Raw genomic sequence first — 20,647 nt, 5'->3', positions numbered from 1 at the left:
GGGAGCGGCGGCGGTGAGCGAGACTGCGGTGGAGACGGCGGCGGGGGCGGCGGAGAAGAAGGTATCGCTTCGTGAGGAACTGACGGCGCGCCGGAAGGCGATGACCAACGACCTCATCGATGAGCGGGGCCTGAAGGTTCAGTCTCGATTCCTGGCATCGCCCTACTATCAGAAGGCACGTACGGTGGCGCTCTATGCCCCCATCCGGGGCGAAGTGCCCACCCGGGACATCCTCATCGCGGCCCTGCAGGACGAGAAGATCGTCTGCTATCCGCTGTCCCACGTCCACGGGCGCATCCTGGCCTTCCGGGCCATCAAGTCGGAGAGCGAACTGGAGCCGGGACGCCTGGGCGTCCGGGAGCCCACGAACGCCTCCGAACTGATCGCCGTGGATCAGATCGACCTGTTCGTGGTGCCGGGCCTGGGCTTCAGCCCGGATGGCAAGCGGCTGGGACGCGGGGGCGGCTACTACGACGCGACCCTCAAGGCGGCCAGCGCGCGCAGCCGCCGGGTGGGGCTGGCCTTCGGCGACCAGATCGTCCAGGCGCTGCCCACGACCCCGGACGACGTGGACATGGACCAGATCGTCACGGAGAGCCAGACCCTGCGCGGCCTGTGCCGTGACTGGGACTTCCTCGACACCTGAGGCAGGCAGGCTCCTGGGGTGAGCGGGCGGGGCGGACGCGAAGTCCCGCCCTGCCCGGAGCCTTTCGGGTAGTGTCCGCGGGGCCATGAACCCGGACGCACTGCGCAAGGCGACACCCGAAGAGCAGTACGAAGAAGTCACTCGCGGCACCGTGGATTTGCAGGTGCCGGAGGACCTCAAGAAGAAGCTCCAGCGCTCGTACGACAAGGGCAAGCCGCTCGTCATCAAGGCCGGCTTCGACCCCAGTCGTCCCGACCTCCACCTGGGCCACTCGCTCCTGTTGACGCGCATGCGGCGCTTCCAGGACTTCGGGCACACGGTGGTGTTCCTCATCGGTGACTTCACGGCGCTCATCGGCGACCCCACCGGGAAGAACACGACGCGCCCGGCCCTCACCCGCGACGAGGTGAAGGTCAACTCGGAGACCTACAAGCAGCAGGTCTTCAAGGTGCTGGACGCCGACAAGACGGTGGTGAAGTTCAACTCGGAGTGGCTCGACGCGCTGGGCACCGAGGGGATGATCCGCCTGGCCTCGCGCTACTCCGTGCAGCGCATGCTGGAGCGCGACGACTTCAAGACCCGCTACCGGGAGAACCGCTCCATCTCCCTGCACGAGTTCCTCTACCCGCTGCTGCAGGGCCATGACTCCGTGGCGCTGAAGGCGGACGTGGAGCTGGGCGCGACGGACCAGCTCTTCAACCTGGGCGTGGGCCGGCAGCTCATGAAGGACGAGGGCCTGGAGCCGCAGGTCATCATGACGGGCCCCATCCTGGAGGGCCTGGACGCGAAGCGGGTCGACGGCGTCATCACCGGCGACAAGATGTCCAAGAGCCTGGACAACTACGTGGGCATCGACGAGCCGGCGGACAGCATCTTCGGCAAGTTGATGAGCATCACCGACGACCTGATGTGGCGGTACTACAAGCTGCTGTCGGCGCTGCCGCTCAAGAAGGTCCTGGAGATGGAGGAGCAGACGAAGTCCGGCGCCCTCCACCCGAAGGCGGCGAAGGTCGCGTTCGCGCAGGAGATGGCCGCGCGCTTCCAGGGCGAGGAGGCCGGGCGCAAGGCGGCCGAGGACTTCGAGAAGCGCTTCGCCAAGAAGGAGCTGTCCACGGACGAGCTGCCGCTCGTGGAGGTGTCGCTCGCGGGCGCGGAGAAGCTGCCGGTGACGAAGCTGTTGCCGGAGACGAAGCTCGTCGCCTCCGCCACGGAAGCGCGCAAGCTGATGGCCCAGGGCGGCGTCCGGGTGAACGGCGAGAAGGTCGTCGACCCCAAGGCGGAACTCGGGGCCGGCGAGTACACGGTGCAGGTGGGCAAGCTGAAGGTGGCGCGGGTGAAGCTGGCCTGAGCCGGGAAGCCTCCGCCCGGGGCTCACGAAGCCCCGGGACGTGACGGCTTCAGGGGACGGGAGGCTCCTTCGGGAGCCCGCCCTCGTACAGCGCGGCGGCCCGCTGGGCCATGAAGCCGTGGGGCAGCAGCTTCATCGTCATGGCGAGGAAGCGGTTGAGGACCCCGGGCACGGCCAGCTCGCGACGGTGCACCATCGCGTCCACGGCGATGCGCGCGCAGGCCTCCGCGGACATGATGCCCAGGTCGCCCGCCTTGAACTTCCGGTCCAGGCCCGACAGCGACAGCATCTCCGTGGCGATGCCGCCCGGCGCGAAGACGGTGATGGACACGCCCGCCTTGCGCAGCTCCTGGGCCATGCCCCGCCCGAAGCTGATGACGAACGCCTTCGTCGCCGCGTAGGTCGTCTGGTACGGCAGCGGCGCGAAGCCCGCCGTGCTGGCGACGAGCATCAGCGACCCCTGCCCTCCGCGTTTGACGAAGTCCGCCGCGAAGAGCTGGGACATCCGCACCACGCTGGTGACGTTGGTGGCGAGCATCGTGGCGAAGGACTCGGGCGGCTGCTCCAGCACGTGGCCGAAGAAGGTGACGCCCGCGTTGAGGATGACGCCGTCCACGGCGCGCGCCTCCACGGCGGCGGCATGCACGCGCTCGGCCTCACCGGGCTTCGTGAGGTCCGCGGTGAGGGGCAGCACCTGCACGCCGTGCGCGCCCTCCAGCTCCGCCTTGAGCGCGAGCAGCCGGTCCTCCCGGCGTGCCACGGTGATGATGTGGGCGCCGTGCTCCTTCGCGAGCAGGCGGGCCATCTCCAGCCCCAGGCCGGACGACGCGCCAGTGATGAGCACCCAGCGGCCTCGGAAATTCATCGGTTTCATATCGGGCGTCGTTATTCTCCGGCCGGGCGGCGGGCGCAACCGGGGATCAGCGCTCCCCGGGCGCTCCTGTTAGAGTCTGGCGCACCATGCGCCTTCCCGGGTCGCTCGCCTGCTTCTTCCTGGCCCTCTCCGTGGCCCCCGCCGTCTGGGCCGGGGGTGGAGTCTTCGTCTCCGACGAGCGCGTGGACGCCGTGGAGCAGCCGGAGTCCTCCACGGTCGTCTTCGCCGTCGAACCGGGGGTGACCTATCCGCTCGTGAAGAAGGGGGGCCCGGCGCGCGCGTGGTGCAAGCTCCAGGGCCCCAAGGTCGAAGGCTGGGTGCTGTGTGATGGCACCCCCACGGAGGCCATCCAGAAGGCCCCGGACACGGACGCCCTCGTGAGGGCGGACCACGCGAACACGCGGCAGCAGCAGGCGGCCCGCGGCGGTGACGCCCTGTCCGACGTGACGACCCCGGGCATCGCGGCGACGGAGTCCGGGCTCGCGGGAGGCAAGGGCTCCGCGCTGGAAGCCCCAGGCGATGAGGTCATCGTCCGCGCGCCCGCGAGCCAGGCGCTCGCGCCCCCTCCGATGCCCGCCAAGGACGGGGCACCGGCCTGCGCGACCACCTGCGAGAACGCGCCCCTCTTCGCCAAGGCCCCCGCGCTGTCCGCGCTGGACCGCGAGGTGCTGGACCTGTGCCCCGCGCGTCCCGATGCGAGCGTGAGCGCGGCGGACGTGCAGCGTTTCTTCGCGAAGCACTATGACGACGCCCGCGTGCAGCGGGCGCTCTCCGCGGCGGGCCGGCCGGGAGCGGGCTCGCGGCAGGCGAACCTCGAATGGCTCACGAGCCTCTGGGTGAGCACCGGCCCGCGCAACGCCTTCACCCACATCTTCTGCGGGGATGACTGGCAGCGCGGGCCCATTGGCGGGTTGCACTTCCTGCCGCGCTACGCGCAGCTCGAGGCGGAGGGAAAGCTCTGCTACCAGGGCCCCGGCAAGGGAGAGGAAGCCCTGCGCGGTGAGCAGTACCTGATCCGCTTCCGGGGCAACGCCCCCTGGTCCTGCGGGGTGAAGCGGCTCGGGGGCTTCTCCTCGACGCAGGACGCGGTCTCCATCGCCGCCATCGGGACGCGCGCCTTCGCCCACTGCTGTGCCCGGGGTGGGGCGAAGAAGGAAGGCGGCGTGTACTCGGCGCCGGACATCGGGGGCGGCAACTGGCGCATCTGGTGCGGCACGCGCAACGGCACCTACGGCATCGCCACGCTGCACCCGACGGACGACGCCGCCACCTGCGCGGAGTAGCGGGACTCCCCGAAGGGCACGAACCGGCCCGTCGTCGCGGCGACAACGCCGTCAACCGTGCTGCGGGCGTTCCTGAGCAGGGGCCGGGCCCCAGAGGCTTGCGCGGGAGATGCGCCCCCCGCGCAGCCGCCGTTCGCCGCGAAGAGGCAGGACCGACGCCCCCGAAGGAGCGCCGGCCCCCTGCCCCGCTTCCGGACTACGGGGCCTTGCCCACGGTGATCACCGTGCCCGTGGAGTAGGCGGTGAACTCCGGCGCGTACATGGACTGCACCGTCGCGGGCCCCACGCGGAAGGTGCCCGCCAGGTTGGCGCGCAGCCGGTACTTGAACGTGTACTCACCCACCGGCAGCGCCTCGAAGAAGAAGTTCGTCCCAGAGTCCCGCACCTCCTCGTACCAGACGATGCCCAGGTCCCACTTGTGGCGGGACACCGCGTTCTCCGGCTCCAGGCCCGCGGCGCGCGGGTCGCGCAGGTGCACGTACTCGGCCGCGTGTTTGGTGCGCAGCGACAGCTGCACCTCGACCTCGTCACCGGGCTGCAGCTTCGCGCCCTCCGCCAGGGGACGCAGCAGCGTCTGGTTGCCTTCGCGCACGCGCACGAAGTAGCGGCGTGACACGTGGAAGAAGTCGCCGCGCTCCTCCTTCGGCAGCTCCTCCGTGGAGAAGTGCCACGTCGCGGAGGCGAAGGCGAAGCCCGGCGTCGTCTTCTCCACCACGGTGGTCGCCGTGTCGGGCTTCACCTCCGGCCCGGTGAGCACCACCTGGTTCTTCTTGCCCGTGTAGACCTCCGGCGAGAAGACCATGGGCACGACCTTCTGCCCCACCGTCACCTTCAGCTCCTCGCGGACGCCCAGCGCCCCTTCCGCCTCCAGGTAGTTCACCAGCGCGTAGAGCGCCTCGGCCGTGGCGCGCGTGGACTTCCAGTGGCCCAGCTTCTTGTCCAGCAGCAGCCACTGCACCAGCCCCTCGCGGCGCGGGTCCTTGGGGCGCAGCTCCGACAGCGTGCGCAGCGCGAACGCGTGCGTCTCCGTGGTGTCGTTGTACCAGAGCCAGCTGCGGTCCTCCGGCGCCCAGTACGTCCCCAGCTCCTCCGTCGTCTTCGCGGAGTCCATCACGCTGTCCCAGACCTTCTGCGCGTCCTGCGTCCGCTTCGCGCGGTGCAGCGTGAGCGCCAGGTAGCCCTTGAGGAACGGCGCGTGCTTCTTCCAGTGCTTGAAGGAGAAGTCGAGCATGCGCTGCCGCTCGGCCGCCGTGAGCGCCTCGCCCGTGTAGCGCGCGTCGGGATACGACGACGCCACGAAGTTGAGGAACGTGAGGAACTCCCAGCCCAGGTCCTTCCTCATCAGCGTCTTGGCGTAGTCCTCGCGGAACTGCGTGGCCAGGTACTCCCAGGCCCGCGCGGTCATCTCCGGCGGCACCGCCACCCCGTGCTCCATCGCGCGGGACAGGCCGTGGAGGATGTAGACGGTCATGTACGGCGAGGGCGGCCCTCCCGGCCACCACGGGAAGCCACCGGACGCCGTCTGCGCCTTCCTCAGCTTCTCCAGCGAGGACAGCCGCTCCGCCTGGGCCACCTTCGGATCCAACACCCGCAGCAGCTTGTCCGAGGACTCGTCACCGCCCCGGGCTTCGTTGAGCCAGGGCGTCTCCTCCAGCGTCATCTTCCGGTTCGGATCCACCGCGTCCCAGGTCTCGAAGCGCGTGGGCCGCTCACTCAGCGCCTTCGCCATCTTCGCCACCGCCGGGTGCTTCGCGTAGAGGCTGGAGACGATGCCCGTGGACACGAAGCGGTTGAGCGTCTGCTCCGTGCACTCGTATGGGTAGTCCACCAGGTACGGCAGCGCCTGGAGCACCGAATAGAAGAGCTGCGCGTCCACCGTGACGACGAGCTGCTCGTTCACCCGCGTGGGGTCGTTGGAGCGCTTCAGGTCATCGAACGTGAGCGTCTTGCGATCCTTGTCGCGCAACGTCACGAAGCGCGACTGCGCCAGGTGCATGCGCCCCGGAAGCACCGGCAGGGCGCGCAGCTCGCCGTCGCTGAAGGCGCCGGACTTCGCGACGACGCGGAAGGCCACCGAGCCCACGCGCGCCGGGGTGGTGATGGGGAAGCGCAGGTGCGTCCCCTTCCCCGCCGCCACCGTGAAGCTCTGCCCCGTCGTCTTCACGCCGAAGTCCGCGAGCAGGCTCTTCTGCGTGTCCGGATCCACGATGTCGAACGTGAGCTGCCCCTGCTGGGTCGCCGCGCCCGCGTTGTTCACCACGACCTCCAGCTCCGCGCGGTCCCCCTCGCGCAGGAAGCGCGGCAGGTACGGGCGCACCATCAGCTCCTTCACGCTGCGGGTGGTGCGCTGCACCGAGCCGCCCTTCAGGTCGCGGGTGAGGGCGTGCACCCAGACGTTCCACGCCGTCACCGAATCCGGCACGGAGAACTCGAGCACCGCCGCGCCGTCCGGCCCGGTCAGGAGCTGCGGAATCCAGAACGCCGTCTCCGCGAAGTTCGAGCGCAGCGGCTGCGGCGCTTCCGGCTCCTTGTTGATCTCGATGACGGAGTACCGCTTCATCTGGACCTTCGCCTCCGCTGGCGGAGCCATGGAAGGGGATGGAGGCGGCGGCGGAGGCGGCGGGCTGCCCGGAGCAGAGCGTTCCTCCTCGCTGTCGCTCTCCCTGCGGTGGGCCCCGGACATGGTCATGCCCCCCCGGAAACGTCGGCCGTAGCCCGGGCCGCCCAGCCCGTACCCGCTTCCGAACTTCAGCTGATCCGGCTCCGGATCCTGTAGGGAGGCGCTCCGCCCCAGGTCATCGAAGAGCCAGTCGCCCCCGTTGGAGCTCACGGAGGAGCGGGTGTCGAGCGACGTGGACCGCTGCGGATACAGCCGCGCCACCTGGGGCGGCGTGTGCGGGCCGAACAGGTCCAACGACTGATCGTACATGTACGCCAGCACCTCCGCGGCCCCCGCCTCCAGCTTCGCGCCCTTCGGGCCCTTCACCGTCACGCGGAAGGTCTCCTTCGCGCCGGGGCGCAGCGTGTCGCGGAACGTGGCGAACTCCACGCTCAGCTCCTTGTCGTCGAAGGGGACCGCCACCGTCTGCTGGAAGCCCAGGTGCTGCCAGTCGCGCACCAGCGACAGCGCCACCGTGAAGCCGCCGCGCAGAGCCTCCGTCACGGGAATCTCCACGACGGCCCGGCCCTGTCCCGCCGTCAGCAGGCGGTGCTCGACGCGCCGCGAGCCCTGGTACACGTCCATCATCAGCGGCTGGCCCTCGTAGCCGGAGGCCACCACCAGCCGGGCCACCTCGCCCACCCGCACCGACGACCGCTCCGCCATCAGCATCCCGGGCAACCCGGTGGGCGCCCGCGAGCCGGCGACCACGAAGTCGTGCTGTGCGAGCGCCTTCTGGCCGAAGGCATCCGTCGTCTCGTAGCGCAGGCGGTAGGCCCCCGCGCGCAGCGCCGGCAGCTTCACGCTCGCCACGCCATCCGCGCCGTGCGTCACCGCTGCCTGGGCCACCTCCGCCCCGTCCTCCCAGCGACGCAGCGTGGAGGCGGGCTCGAACCCCTGCTGCCAGCGCGGCTTGAGCGCATCCCCCGGCGTGGCGGTCCACTGCCGGTGCTCCTGCGCGGAGCCCTCCAGGGGGGGGGGCGCGTCGACGGGCTCCTCCGACGGCATCAGCGCACGGGCGGGCTGCTTCAGCGCGAGCAACCGCCAGCGTCCCGCGCCGGCCTGCGGGGCCCCGTCCAGGTTCGAGCGCACGAGGCGCACGGCCGACGGCAGGTCCTCGCGGACGAAGCCCTGGTCGGACTCCACGCGGCCCTCCACCGACACGAAGCCCAGCCGGAACGCGCGGCTCGCGGAGCGCGTCTCTCCGCCTTCGTCCGTCAAGTCCGCCTCCACGCGGTAGCGCCACGACATGCCCTGCGTCTTCGCCAGCCGCTCGTCCGCCTCCGGCGTGAAGGCCACGGAGAAGCCCCCGTCCTCCCCCACCGACGCGGAGCCGGACGCCACCAACTGCGCCGTCGTGGGGATGCGCTCCCAGAACCACCAGGGCGGCAGCACCGGCTCACGCGACACGCGCCACTTCACCGCGCCCCGGGTCACCGGCAGGCCAAAGAAGTAGCGGGCCTCGCCCTTGAACGTGGCGGGTCGGTTGAGCCGGAGCGCTTCGGGCGCGTCCTTCAGCGCCACCTCGAAGGTGGGGCGCTTGTACTCCTCCACGCGCACGGCGGCGTAGCCCGAGGGACTCGTCCGGACATGCCACTGGCCCAGGGGACGGCCCGTGGGCAGGGTGAACTCCCCCGCCACCGAACCGAACGTGTTGGTGCGCACCTCGCGCTTCTCCACCTCCTGGCCGTTGGGGTCCAACAGCGACACCGTCACCTGCGCGTCCGGCATCACCTGGTGGCGCTTCATGCCCTCATCGGAGCGATAGGACACCACCTTCCACAACAGCTTCTGCTGCGGCCGGTACACGGAGCGGTCGGTGTAGATGAGGGTCTGCTGCCGCGCGTCGGGAGCACGCTCCGCGTACAGGAACACCGAGCCCGGGTACACCATCACGCCCCGGCCGCGCCCCAGCACCATCAGGGCGCTCATGTGGTCCTCCCGGGTCCGCGCCTCGAGCGTGAGCTCTCCGCGTGCATCCGTGCGGTGGGAGACGATGCCGAAGCGCCGCTGCTGGTAGTCCGGCGTGACGAGCCGCACCTCCACGTTGGGCGTGGCCGCTCCGGTCGCCCCGTCCACCACCCGCACCTCCACCCGCCCGGAACCCACCCGACGGGTGACCACCGCCCACGGCGACACGTTCATCGGCAGCGAGACGAGCTTGTTGTCCTTCTCCTTGAAGTCCTCGCGCACGGACATCACCAGCGCGTACACGCCGGGCTTGAGCGACGGCGGCGTCACGAAGGTCCGGTGCGACTGGTAGTCGGACGTCTTCGGCAACGCCGTGCTCCAGGCCGCCTCGGGCTTGCGCGTCTGGACCAGCCGGCGCACCTCCGAGCCCTCCGCGATGAGCGACATGTCCTGTCCGGGCTTCGCGAGCTTCGCCTCCACGTCCAGCGCGAACGCCCGGAAGTGCACCTGCGCCACGTTGCGGTGGCGCACCTCGATGGAGCGCCGGCCCGCCCCGTCCACGTGCATGACCGTGGCGGACAGCTCCGGGGCTTCCAGGGCCGTCACCTTCGCGGCGCACCGCAGGCCCCCGAACGACTTCGGCCACGCGTCCGCGCCCGCCTTCGCCGCGGCGTGCGCCGCCACCCGGCGCCCCACCGCCTCCTCCAGCTCCGCGAGCTGCAGCTGCCCCGCCGACCACCAGGGCACGTCCCGGAAGCCCTTCAGGTGCGCGACCAGGTGCTCGCGCACGCGCAGCTGATCCTCCGTGTCGGTGAAGGACGTGGAGAGCACGTCGTAGCGCCGCAGCCGCGCCTCCAACGCCGCCTCGCGCCGCCCCGCCGCCAGGTGCCATGCCTCCAGGTCCCCCAGCAGCGCCGCCACCTTCATCAACGGGTGCACGGCGGGGTCCACCAGGTCCACCCTGGGCGTGCCCGCCAGGAGCGCCCCCAGGTCCAGCCGGTACACCTGCTGCTCCTGCTCCGGGCGCCACAGGTCCGTGCGCTCCAGCAGCGCCACCCACAGGTACGTCACCGCGTCGCGCAGCGTGGAGCGGATGCCATCCGGGTACGTGTTGGGCTGGAGGTACTCCGACAGCACCTTCACCGGCTCGGTGCCCAGCTCCTGCCGCAGCGCCCACACGGCGGCCTGGGCGCGCTGCGCCTCCGTCACCAGCTGGTCCTTCGTCCAGGCCTTCAGGTCCACCGGGCCTGACGACGCCACCTGTTCGCGCTGGCCGATTTCGTAGCCGTACGCGTCCACGTAGTGCGTGAGCACCGCCGCGTAGAAGAGGTTCAGCGTGGCCCGCTGCCGCGCGTCGTCCGGCCACGGCTGCTCCCGCAGGAAGCGCACCGCCGTCTCGTAGCCGTGCAGCCGCGTGCGAAGCTGCACCGTGCGCACCAGCGCGCGCGTCCACTCGGCGGCGTCCTTCTTCTGCTTCGCGGCGACCAGCCGGGCCTCGGCCCCCTGCGCGGCGGACTCCACCTTGTCGTCCTCGACGAGCGCGTCGATGGCCTTCCACGTCGGAGGGGCCTTCGCCTGGGCGGACGCGGGAGTGGGGTGCGGCAGGGCGAACGACAGCAGGCACAGCAGGACGACGAGCGCACGCGGGCGCGAGGGTTCAGACATGGCGGCACTCTAGACGCCGCCCGCCCCCCGGGAGGTCCCCCTTTCGCGCGTCAGGGCGCGACGGGGGCCGCGGGGGCCCGGCGCCGCAGCCCCACCACGTAGACCTCCATGCTGGCGCCGCGCGTGGCCTCCGGCCGCACCACCTTCACCTCTTCGTAGAGTCGGCGCACCTCGTCGCGGAAGGCCTCGAAGTCGCCCCCCATGAAGACCTTGGCCACGAACGTGCCCCCGGCCCGGCCACGCGCCGCCGCCACCTCCAGCGCCTTGCCCGCGAGCCGCAGGCTGCGCGCCTCGTCCGTGCCCTTGATGCCGGACGTCTTGGGCGCCATGTCGGAGATCACCGCGTCGTACGGCCCGTCGTACAGCGCGGCCAGCTTCGCGTCGAAGTCGTCCGCCAGCACGTCCAGCACCGCCGTCGTCACCTGCTTCTGTGAGAAAGGCCGGATGGCGACGATGTCCACGCCGACGACGCGCCCGGACACACCCACCGCGTCCACCAAAATCTGGAGGAAGCCGCCCGGCGCCGCCCCCAGGTCCAGCACCGCCGCGCCCTTCTTCACGGAGGTGGGGAAGCGCTTGAGGATCTCATCCACCTTGAAGGCCGACCGCGCGCGCAGGCCCTCTTGCTTGGCTTTCTGGAAATAGTGGTCTTTAGGACGGTAGGACTTGCCCATGTCGGACCCCGTCCCTAGCATCCGCTACTGTCTTCGGAAAGCCGGAGCAGTCGCGGCCTGTTCAGCGTCCGCGCCATCGGTTCTTCCGGAGGGATGAGGGCATGGGCACCCGGAGCGTGACAGCGGCCTTGTGCATCTCCCTGCTCTTCGCGGGCGGAGCGGCGTTCTGCTACACGCGCGCCGAGGCCCTCCAGGCCGAGGGGCGGTGGCTGATGGCCCGGGGCAGCGCCCAGGCCACGGACTTCGCCCAGAAGCTGGACGGGACGTCCGTGGACGCCCAGTTGAAGACCTTCAAGGAGCGCCGTGGCGTGATGGAGAAGGCCCACCGCTGGCAGCGGGGCATGCTGCTGGGCGTCATGGCCGCCATCCTGTCCGCCGTGTCCGCCTACGTCCTCTTCCTGCTCAAGCGGCTGGACGACCAGCTGCTGGACGCCACGGGCGAATTGAACCGGCCCCAGTCAACCTCCGCCCACCCCACCCCGGCGTTCACGCCCAGCGTCCAGCGCTGAGGGCGTCCGGGCCGCGCGCGCCCGGATTCTGGCAGGATGCCGCCCCGGCCCGTTCACGGGGAGGACCTCGCCATGCCCGGTTGCGCGCACTGCGGACGCTCGCTCGACATCATCGCCAACCAGGTGGGCCGCAACGACACCTGCCCCGGCTGTGACGAGGACCTGCGCTCGTGCCGCAACTGCCGGCACTTCGACCTGTCCGTGGCCAAGGCCTGCAAGGAGCCCTTCGCGGAGGTGCCCCGCGACAAGGACGGGGCCAACTTCTGCGAGCTGTTCCAGCTGGGCGAAGGCGGCCTGCATCAGAAGGACTCCCGCGACGCGCTCCTCAGCGCCGCGGAGTCCCTGTTCCGCAAGAAGTAGCTAGAAGCCGTACAGCTTGGAGATGATCTCCTTCATCACCTCGGAGGTGCCACCGCCGATGGTGATGAGCCGCACGTCCCGCCACATCCGCGCGATGGGCGTCTCCTCGATGTAGCCCATGCCGCCGAAGAACTGCTGGCAGTCGTAGGCCACGCGCTGCGCGAGGTCGCCCGCGAACAGCTTCGCCATGGAGACCTCCTTCACCGGGTTCTCCCCCCGGTCGAACAGGTCCACCGCGTGGTAGGTGAGCCGCCGCGCCGCCTCCACCGCCGCCAGGTGCTCCACGAACTTGTGACGCCACACCTGGAACTTGATGAGCGGCCGGCCAAACGCCTCGCGCTCGCTGCCGTACTGGATGGCGTCCTCCAGCATCCGGTCCATGCCGCCCACCGTGGTGATGGCCCCCACCAGGCGCTCGCCCTGGAAGTTCGTCATCACGTGGTAGAAGCCCTGGTTCTCCTCGCCCAGCACGTAGCGGGCCGGGATGCGGCAGTCCTCGAAGTAGAGGATGGCCGTGTCCGAGGACAGGTTGCCAATCTTGTCCAGCTTCTTGGAGATGCTGAACCCCTTCACGTCCGTGGGGAACGTCACCAGCGAGATGCCGCCGTAGCCCTGCTCCCCCGTGCGCACCGCCAGCGTGATGAAGTCCGCGCGCGTGCCGTTGGTGATCCACATCTTGGAGCCGTTGATGACGTAGTCGTCGCCGTCCCGACGCGCCGTCGTCTTGATGCTCGCCACGTCCGAACCGCACCCCGGCTCGCTCACGCCCAGCGCCGCGATGCGCTCACCCTTGAGCGCGGGCTCCAGGAACTCCCGCTTCTGCTCGTCGGTGCCGATCTCGTTGATGATGGGCGTGGCCATCTGGCTCTGCACCAGCAGCGCCATGTTCACGCCCGCGTTGCGGCTGCGGCTCAGCTCCTCCGCGAACGCCGTCACGTACCAGTAGTCCAGGCCGCTGCCGCCGTACTTCGGGTCGTGGTTGATGCCCAGGAAGCCCAGCTCGCCGCACTTCTTGAACAGCTCGCGGGGGAAGATGCCCGCGCGGTCCCACTCCAGCCCGTACGGCGCCATCTCCTTCTCCACGAAGGTGCGCACCGTCTTGCGAAACGCCTCGTGCTCCTCGGTGAACGGGTTGAGCATCGCTGATCCTCGGGAAGTGTCCCCGGCGGGTGCTCCGGGGGTGGATTGACTCGCGAGTCAATAACAGGCGCTTCGTGTCAGCCACAAGCAACCCGCGACGTCCCTGCCCTCCCGCACCGCGTCAGTCGCCCGTGACGCAATGCGACGCCCTCGGTGTTGGGGCCCAGCGGGCAGGCGGCCAGGCGCAAAGGGCCACCCCGGGGTGGATAGTCCGCATTACGGAGTATCCTCTTGACAGATAATCGAGCGTCGGTAATTTCTAGCCCACAAAGAATATGGCCGGAGCAGGTACCCGGGCGGGTGAACCGCCGGAGAGCCGGCAGGAGTTCGGACGCGTGAATCAGCGAATCTTGGCCGCCGTGGTGGCCGTTGCGGTGTCGACGGCAGGGTGCTCGAAGGCGGGGGCGGAGAAGGCGCAGCTGCCCACGCAGCAGGCGGGCGGCGCGAACGCCATGGGCGTCAAGGCCATCACCCCGGCCACCGAGCTGGAGCAGAACGTGACGCGCGTCACCGGGCAGGTGCGCTCCAAGCACGAGGCGACGCTGGGCCCGTCCGCCACCGGAACGCTCATGAAGGTGAACGCGAAGGTGGGCGACAAGGTGAAGAAGGGCGACGTGCTGGCGGTGCTGGACACGTCCAACGTGCGCATCGCGGTGGACCAGACGCGCGCAGCCAAGGACATGGCGGACGCGGCGCTGCAACTGGCCACCAGCACCCTGGAGCGCACGCGCAAGGTCGCCGAGTCCGGCGGCGTCGCGGCCAGCGCCCTGGAGCAGGCGGAGATCGGCCAGAAGCAGGCGGCGGCCCAGGCGGCCCAGGCGGGCGCGGCGCTGCGGCTGGCGGAGGAGAACCTGCGCGACCACTCCATCACCGCGCCGTTCGACGGCATCATCACCGCGCGCACGAAGAACGTGGGTGACTCGGTGGCGATGACGCCCTCCACCCCGGTGTTCTCCATGGTGGACGCCGACGGGCTGGAGATCCGGATGATGGTGCCGGAGTCCGTCATCGACAGCGTGGTGCCGGGCACCGTGACGCCGGGCACCGTGAACCCCAGCGGCATGCGCTTCGAGGCGAAGGTGTCCAACGTGGGCGCCGTCATCGACGCGCAGAGCCGCACCGTGGAGGTGCTGGCGGACGTGACGGGCAAGACGGAGCGGCCGCTGCGCCCGGGCGCGCTCGTGGAGATGGACTTCTCCAAGGCCGCGGGTGACTCGGCCCCGGGCCTGTTCCTGCCCTCGCAGGCGGTCAGCAGCAAGGGCCAGGACGGCTTCGTGTGGGTGGTGCAGGACGGCACCGTGCGCAAGCGCGACGTGCGCGTGCAGCGCGTGCTGCCGGGCTACGTGAAGGTGCTGCAGGGCCTCACGGCGGAGGAGCGCGTGCTCGCCGACGCCTCGCTGGACGTCAAGGAGGGGACCGCGGTGCGCGTCACGCAGTAGCGCCGGTCCTCCCTCCCCTCCCCTTTCCTTCGGGTACCTGAAGAATGCTCAAGACCTTCATTACACGGCCCATCTTCACCGCCATGCTCATGCTGGCGGTGGTGGTGTTCGGCTTGTTCTCCTATCCGCGCATCGGCGTGGATCAATTCCCCGACGTGGACTTCCCCGTCGTCACGGTGACGACGGTGCTGCCGGGCGCGGACCCGGAGTCCATGGAGAAGAATGTCTCCGACCCGCTGGAGGAGGCGCTCAACACGCTCAACGGCGTGGACACGCTGCGCTCCGTCAACCTGGAGAGCGTTTCGCAGATCGTCATCCAGTTCAAGCTGTCCACCCCGGTGGAGGTCGCCTCGCAGGACGTGCGCGACCGCGTGCAGGCCACGCTCAGCAAGCTGCCCGACGAGGTGGAGACGCCGGTGGTGGAGAAGTTCGACATCGGCGCGGCCCCCATCATCACCCTCGCGCTGGCGGGTCCCCTGCCGGTGGAGGACCTGACGCGCGTCGCGGACGACATCGTGAAGCCCGCCCTGCAGCGCCAGCCGGGCGTGGGCAGCATCGACATCGTCGGTGGCCGTGAGCGGGAGATCCAGCTCGTGGTGGACCCCCAGCGGCTGCGCGGCTACGGCCTGGCCATCAGCGACGTCAGCCAGGCGCTCAAGGCCCAGAGCCTGGACGTCCCGGGTGGCCGCAGCATGGACAGCGGCCGCGAGCGCGTGGTGCGCCTGACGTCCGAAGCCAAGAGCGTGGACGACATCCGCAACATCATCATCTCCAGCGCGGCGGGTTCGCCCATCCGCGTGCGCGACGTCGCGGAGGTCGTGGATGGCCCGGCGGAGCAGCGCTCCAGCGCCAAGAGCGGCGATCGCAGCGCGGTGGCGCTGGTGGTGCGCAAGCAGTCCGGCTCCAACACGGTGCAGGTGGCGGACCTGGTGATGGAGTCGCTCGCGGAGCTCAACACGCAGCTGCCCCCGGGCGTGCAGGTGGAGACCGTGACGGACAACGCGCGGTTCATCCGTTCGTCCATCCGCGCGGTGCAGGTGGACCTGGTCCTGGGCGGCGTGCTCGCCGTGCTCATCGTGCTCGTGTTCCTGCGCAACCTGCGCTCCACCATCGTGGCGGCCGTCGCGCTGCCGGTGTCCGTCATCGGCACGTTCGCCGTGATGGCGGCGCTGGGCTTCACCTTCAACATGATCACGATGCTGGCGCTGACCCTGTCCATCGGTCTGCTCATCGACGACGCCATCGTGGTCATCGAGAACATCGTCCGTCACATGGAAGAGGGCGCCTCGCCCATGCAGGCCGCCCTGGAGGGCGCCGGACAGATTGCCCTCGCGGTGCTCGCGGTGACGCTGGCCATCGTGGCGGTGTTCATCCCGGTGGCCTTCATGGACGGCATGATCGGCAAGTTCTTCTACCAGTTCGGTGTCACGGTGGCGGTGGCGACGCTCATCTCCTACGCGGTGTCGATGACGCTCACGCCCATGCTGTCCTCGAAGCTGCTGCGTGAGCACGGCCACCCGACGGGCATCTCCGCGAAGGTGGAGAAGGTGCTCGTGGGCATGGAGTCCGGCTACCGCCGCATCCTGGCCTCCATCCTCAAGCACCGCGCGCTGACCATGCTGGCCGCCGTGCTGGTGCTCTTCGCCACCTTCGGGATGATGCGCTTCCTCAAGTTCACGTTCATCCCGGAACAGGACAACGGCAACATCAAGCTCACGGCGGAGCTGCCCATCGGCTCCACCATCCAGGAGACCCAGGCCCAGCTGGACACGCTGGCGGCGCAGGTGCGCACCATCCCGGGCGTCACCTCCACGTTCACCACGGCCGGCGGTGGCGTGCAGGAGGAGGTCCACAAGGGCGAGGTGCTCATCAACCTGTCGGCCGTGAAGGACCGCGCCTTCAAGCAGGGCGACCTGAAGACGTACCTGCGCGAGAACATGCGCGCGCCCAAGGGCGTGACCCTGTCCGTGCAGGACGTCACCGGCGTGGCCGGCGGCGGCGCCCGCTCCCAGCAGGTGCAGTACAACCTGCGCGGTGACAACTGGAAGGAGCTGACGGAGTCCGCGGAGAAGCTGCGCCAGGCGATGGCCAAGAACCCGGGCCTCACCGACGTGGACATGACGTACCGCTCCGGCAAGCCGCAGTACGACGTGCAGGTGGACCGCGACCGCGCGGCCACGCTGGGCGTGCCCGCCGCGTCCCTGGGCGCCACGCTGCGCGCCTACCTGGGCCGCGACAAGGTGCTGGACTACCGCGAGGGTGGTGAGACGTACGAGGTGAAGCTGCGCCTCACGCCGGAGACCCTGGCCTCCGCGGACGCGCTCGGCCAGCTCGCCGTGCGCGCCCCCTCGGGGCAGCTGGTGGAGCTGCGCAACCTGGCGAAGATCGTCCCCGCGGACGGCCCGGTGCAGATCGACCGTCAGGCCCAGAAGCGGCAGATCACCATGCTGGCGAACCTGGCCCCCGGCTACGCGCTCTCCGACGCCATCGCCTACATGCAGGACTACTCCGCCAAGGAGCTGCCCAAGAGCGTCACGGGTGAGCTGGAAGGCAACGCGAAGGAGCTGGGCAAGTCGGTGGCCGCCTTCGGCACCGCGCTGCTGCTGGGCATCATCCTCATCTACATGATCCTCGCGGCCCAGTTCGAAAGCCTCATCCACCCCTTCACCATCATGCTGTCGCTGCCCTTCGCCTTCATCGGGGCGATTGGTGGCCTGCTCATCACCGGGCAGTACATGTCCATGTTCGCCCTCATCGGCGTCATCATGCTCATGGGCCTGGTGGTGAAGAACGGCATCCTCCTGGTCGACTTCACGCTCCAGGTGCGTGAGAAGGGCCTCACGGCGCACGAGGCCCTGCTGGAGGCCGCGCCCATCCGTCTGCGTCCCATCCTGATGACGACCATCGCGATGATCGCCGGCATGATCCCCGTGGCCATCGCGAAGGGCGACGGCGCGGAGACGCGCGCGCCCATGGCCATCACCATCATCGGTGGCCTCATCACCTCCACGTTCCTGACGCTGGGCGTGGTGCCGGTGGTGTACTCGCTGATGGATCAGCTCTCCGCGCGCTTCAGCCGCAAGAAGGACAACGACGCGGGCTTCGCGGGCACGGCGCACGGCGGCGGTCCCGTCAACCAGGACCGCGAGCGGGAGGCCGCGGCCGCCGCGGCGGCGAGGGTGGAGACGGCTTGATGCGCCGCCCCACCTCCATCACCCCGCCCCCGGAGCACGACGCGCGCTCCGGGGGGCTGGAGGAGGTCCCGGACGAGCCCGCCGACGAGCTGTCGCCGGCGGACCGTCTGCTCCAGGAAGGCGACCAGTCCACGCCGGACTCCCGTCGTTTCCTGGCGCTCCTCAAGGAGCTGGCCTACTTCCGCTCCTTGAGGGATCCGCTGGCCAGCCTCTGTGACGACATGCGGCTCACCCCCACCCAGGTGCACGCCCTGGGCTGGCTGGGCATGGACGGCCCCACACAGGTGGGCGTGCTGGCCCAGCGCATCGGCATCACCAAGAAGACCATCACCGGCGTCGTGGACCGGCTGGAGGACATGGGCATGGTGGAGCGCGGCCGGGACGCGGATGACCGCCGCGCCGTCACCGCGAAGCTCACCGACAAGGGCTGTGAGCTCTACAAGCTCATCCACCTGATGACGGACTCCGGGGTGCGCCGGTTGATGGGCCTGCTCGAACCCGAGGACCGGGAGTCGCTGTTCGGCATCATCGAGCGGATGCTCACACGCCTGAAGGGCGCCTCCCCGGCGCGCTGACCGGGCCGGAAGATGCGCGGAGGGGCGCGGGCTGCGACACTGCCCGCGCCCATGCTCCCCTCCTCCATGGCCCTGCTCGGGCTCACCCTGAGCGCCTCACCTCCCTCCCCTCCTCCGACGGCGCCAGCGGTCCCGGTCCTCCACGCGCAGTGCCGCACGCACGCCGCGGACCCGGGCAACCCGTGGGCGCTCGCGCACGGCATGGACCTGGACGGCAGGGCCTTCCGCACCCGCGAGGGCCGCCCTGCGGCGGAGGCCATCGTCGCGGGCTTCCTGCGCCGCGAGTTCCCGAAGGCGGGCACCCCCGCGCGCTACTTCTTCGACGCGTTCACCCCCGACGGCACGCCCGTGGAGCCGCACCCGGCGCTCCAGGTGAAGACGCTCCTGCTTTCGGGCCACCCGCTGTCACACACCTTCCCCGCGGCGTGGGGTCCGGTGTCGCTGCGCGAGCTGGTGGCGTCGCTCCAGCACGACTTCCGCTCCGCGCTCGCCACCTCACCGGAGGGTGCGTGGGCGCTGGATGCGCTGTCGCGCGTGCACAAGCCGGGAGGCGCGTTCCAGAACGGCGCGGGACAGACGGTGCGCATCGACGCGGTGATGGACGCCGCGCTGGGCACGCTGGAGTCCGCGAACTCAGCGCTGGCCGAAGGGATGAAGGCCGGCCGCGCGCAGGTGCCCAAGAACAAGCAGGGCATCTACGCGCACCCGTGCGGCGGGCTCCACTTCTTCCAGGCCGTCGCGGGCTGGGCGCGCTTCCCCTCCGTGCGCAAGGCGTGGGGCGCGCGGCTGGACGCGCAGGTGGACGTGCTCGTGTACCGGCTGGGTTCGGAGGCCCGGCAGTACGAGGCCGCGCTCGTCGCCGCGCCGGCCTTCCGCGTCCCCGTGCTGGTGCAGATGGTGAAGTTCTACGGGCACTGGCTGGAGGCCCTGGGCCGCTACCGCGACGAGACGGGCTGGAAGCCCACGCCCGCGCAGGCCCGCGCGGTGGAGCAGGCCCGCGCGGCGCTGGAGCGGGCGGCCCTCCAACTGGAGGCCACCGGCGCCTTCCGCGACACCGCGACGCTGGCCCGGAAGGAGCCCCAGCTCGCCCTGGACCTGGTGGGCGACGCGTGCCACGCGGCGCGCGGCTGGGACCTGTGGGCGCCGCCCGGCGCGAAGTGAGCCTGGGGCACTTCAGGCCCCCAGCCGTGCAATCTCCTCGGCGGTGAACCCCGCGGCTTCGAGGATGTCGCGCGAGTGCTGGCCCAGCGCGGGCGGTGGACGCAGGGGGATTTCGCCCATGCGCAGCGGCGTGAGCAGGTGCGTCACGCGGATGCCCCGCTGCGCGTCCTCCGCCTCCACGAAGAGCCCGCGCTCGCGCAGCTGGGCGTCGGACAGCACCTCGTCCCCTTCCGCCACCGGCTCCACGCAGAGGTCCGCGCCGGCCAGCAGCTCGCGCCAGTGGGCCAGCGGCTGGCTTGCGAAGATGCGCTTCAGCTCCGCCTTCACCCGCTCCCCGGGCTCGCCGGGCACGTAGGCGTCGTCGAGCAGCTCCGGGCGGCCCAGCCGCGTCGCGAGCGCGCCGAAGAACTTGGGCTCCAGCGCGCCCACCGCGAGCCAGCGATCATCCGCGGTGCGGTACAGGCCATAGCTGGGATAGCCGCCGTTGAGCGCCTCGCGCCCCCGCGTGAGGGGCGTGCCCTCCGCGCCGGCGAAGAGGCGCGCGGCCAGGTGCAGGTGGAGGAATGCCAGCGCGCCGTCCGTCATGGACACGTCCACGAAGCGGCCCACGCCCGTGCGCTCGCGCTCGTGCAGCGCGGCGAGGATGCCCACCAGCGCGAACAGGCTCCCCCCGCCAATGTCCGCCACCTGCACGCCCGGGAACGCCGGGGCGCCGCCCGCCTCACCGCCGTAGCCCAGCAGGCCCGCCCGGGCCACGTAGTTGAGATCATGCCCCGCCTTGAGCCGGTCCGGCCCCGTCTGGCCATAGCCGGAGATGGCGCAGTAGATGAGGCGCGGGTTCTTCGCGCGCAGCACCGCCTCCCCCACCCCCAGCTTGTCCATCACCCCGGGCCGGAAGCTCTCCACCAGCACGTCGTAGTGGGCCACGAGCCGCACGAGCGCGTCCCGCCCCTCCGGCGTCTTGAGGTTCAGCGTCAGCGAGCGCTTGTTGCGGTGCAGCCCGTAGAAGAGCGCCCCCTCCCCGTCGCGTTGCGGCGGCATGTGCCGGGTGGCGTCCCCCACGTCCGGATCCTCCACCTTGTCCACGGTGGCCCCCAGGTCCGCCAGCACGAGCGTCGCGTAGGGGCCCGGCAGCAGGCGCGACAGGTCCAACACGCGCAGGCCCGCGAGGGGGGATGACGTCGGAGACATGGGGGGCACTCCAGGCAG

The 20,647-nt window shown here is 70.5% G+C and carries 14 protein-coding genes; 9 read left to right on the top strand and 5 right to left on the bottom strand.

Translation table 11 applies throughout. The features are described from left to right. Positions 1-13: 13 nt before the first annotated feature. Together OV207_RS24860 and tyrS are read left to right on the top strand one after the other, a co-directional pair. Positions 14-646: a 5-formyltetrahydrofolate cyclo-ligase gene (locus OV207_RS24860; RefSeq protein ID WP_193429185.1), complete on the top strand. Its 633-nt coding sequence runs from the start codon at positions 14-16 to the stop codon at positions 644-646. A gap of 85 nt (positions 647-731) precedes the next feature. After that, positions 732-1,994, top strand: coding sequence for a tyrosine--tRNA ligase (gene tyrS, locus OV207_RS24855; protein WP_267557616.1), 1,263 nt, complete (start codon positions 732-734; stop codon positions 1,992-1,994). 49 nt (positions 1,995-2,043) lie between these two features. Here the strand turns inward: tyrS and OV207_RS24850 are convergent, their stop codons facing one another. Continuing rightward, positions 2,044-2,868 carry an SDR family NAD(P)-dependent oxidoreductase gene (locus tag OV207_RS24850; RefSeq protein ID WP_267557615.1) on the bottom strand — a complete coding sequence of 275 codons (825 nt, stop codon included), beginning with the start codon at positions 2,866-2,868 and terminating at the stop codon, positions 2,044-2,046. Between the two features lie 86 nt (positions 2,869-2,954). Here OV207_RS24850 and OV207_RS24845 point away from each other — a divergent pair, with 86 nt between their 5' ends. Then, on the top strand, positions 2,955-4,151 hold the full coding sequence (locus OV207_RS24845; RefSeq protein WP_267557614.1) for an EndoU domain-containing protein: 1,197 nt from the start codon (positions 2,955-2,957) through the stop codon (positions 4,149-4,151). Positions 4,152-4,347: 196 nt separating this feature from the next. On the opposite strand, the gene OV207_RS24840 is transcribed toward OV207_RS24845, so the two are convergent. Next, positions 4,348-10,386, bottom strand: coding sequence for an alpha-2-macroglobulin family protein (locus tag OV207_RS24840; RefSeq protein ID WP_267557613.1), 6,039 nt, complete (start codon positions 10,384-10,386; stop codon positions 4,348-4,350). Between the two features lie 50 nt (positions 10,387-10,436). Next, a complete protein-coding gene (locus OV207_RS24835) occupies positions 10,437-11,081 on the bottom strand; it encodes an SAM-dependent methyltransferase (RefSeq protein WP_193429180.1) in 645 nt (214 codons plus the stop codon). Positions 11,082-11,161: 80 nt separating this feature from the next. Here OV207_RS24835 and OV207_RS24830 point away from each other — a divergent pair, with 80 nt between their 5' ends. Then, on the top strand, positions 11,162-11,569 hold the full coding sequence (locus tag OV207_RS24830) for a hypothetical protein (protein ID WP_193429179.1): 408 nt from the start codon (positions 11,162-11,164) through the stop codon (positions 11,567-11,569). A gap of 72 nt (positions 11,570-11,641) precedes the next feature. Next, complete coding sequence (locus OV207_RS24825) at positions 11,642-11,929, top strand: hypothetical protein (protein WP_120539867.1); 288 nt, start codon at positions 11,642-11,644, stop codon at positions 11,927-11,929. On the opposite strand, the gene OV207_RS24820 is transcribed toward OV207_RS24825, so the two are convergent. Next, entirely contained in the window at positions 11,930-13,069 is a 1,140-nt protein-coding gene (locus OV207_RS24820; RefSeq protein ID WP_193429178.1) for an acyl-CoA dehydrogenase family protein, read from the bottom strand. Positions 13,070-13,404: 335 nt separating this feature from the next. Between OV207_RS24820 and OV207_RS24815 the strand changes: the two genes are divergently transcribed. The 4 genes from OV207_RS24815 to OV207_RS24800 are packed head-to-tail and all read left to right on the top strand — an operon-like array spanning position 13,405 to position 19,438. After that, complete coding sequence (locus OV207_RS24815) at positions 13,405-14,508, top strand: efflux RND transporter periplasmic adaptor subunit (RefSeq protein WP_193429177.1); 1,104 nt, start codon at positions 13,405-13,407, stop codon at positions 14,506-14,508. A 44-nt stretch (positions 14,509-14,552) separates the two neighbouring features. Beyond that, positions 14,553-17,702: an efflux RND transporter permease subunit gene (locus OV207_RS24810; RefSeq protein WP_267557612.1), complete on the top strand. Its 3,150-nt coding sequence runs from the start codon at positions 14,553-14,555 to the stop codon at positions 17,700-17,702. After that, positions 17,702-18,277, top strand: coding sequence for a MarR family winged helix-turn-helix transcriptional regulator (locus tag OV207_RS24805; RefSeq protein WP_193429175.1), 576 nt, complete (start codon positions 17,702-17,704; stop codon positions 18,275-18,277). The genes OV207_RS24810 and OV207_RS24805 overlap by 1 nt, the downstream gene beginning before the upstream one ends. A gap of 51 nt (positions 18,278-18,328) precedes the next feature. Further along, positions 18,329-19,438: a hypothetical protein gene (locus tag OV207_RS24800; RefSeq protein WP_267557611.1), complete on the top strand. Its 1,110-nt coding sequence runs from the start codon at positions 18,329-18,331 to the stop codon at positions 19,436-19,438. A 12-nt stretch (positions 19,439-19,450) separates the two neighbouring features. Here OV207_RS24800 and OV207_RS24795 read toward each other — a convergent pair whose 3' ends face one another. Then, complete coding sequence (locus tag OV207_RS24795; RefSeq protein WP_267557610.1) at positions 19,451-20,629, bottom strand: CaiB/BaiF CoA transferase family protein; 1,179 nt, start codon at positions 20,627-20,629, stop codon at positions 19,451-19,453. Positions 20,630-20,647: the final 18 nt, after the last annotated feature.

Origin of the sequence: Corallococcus sp. BB11-1, assembly GCF_026626625.1 — a bacterium.
GTDB lineage: Bacteria > Myxococcota > Myxococcia > Myxococcales > Myxococcaceae > Corallococcus > Corallococcus soli.
Note: the sequence above shows the minus strand (reverse complement) of the source record. Positions and strands in the feature narration are given on the sequence as shown.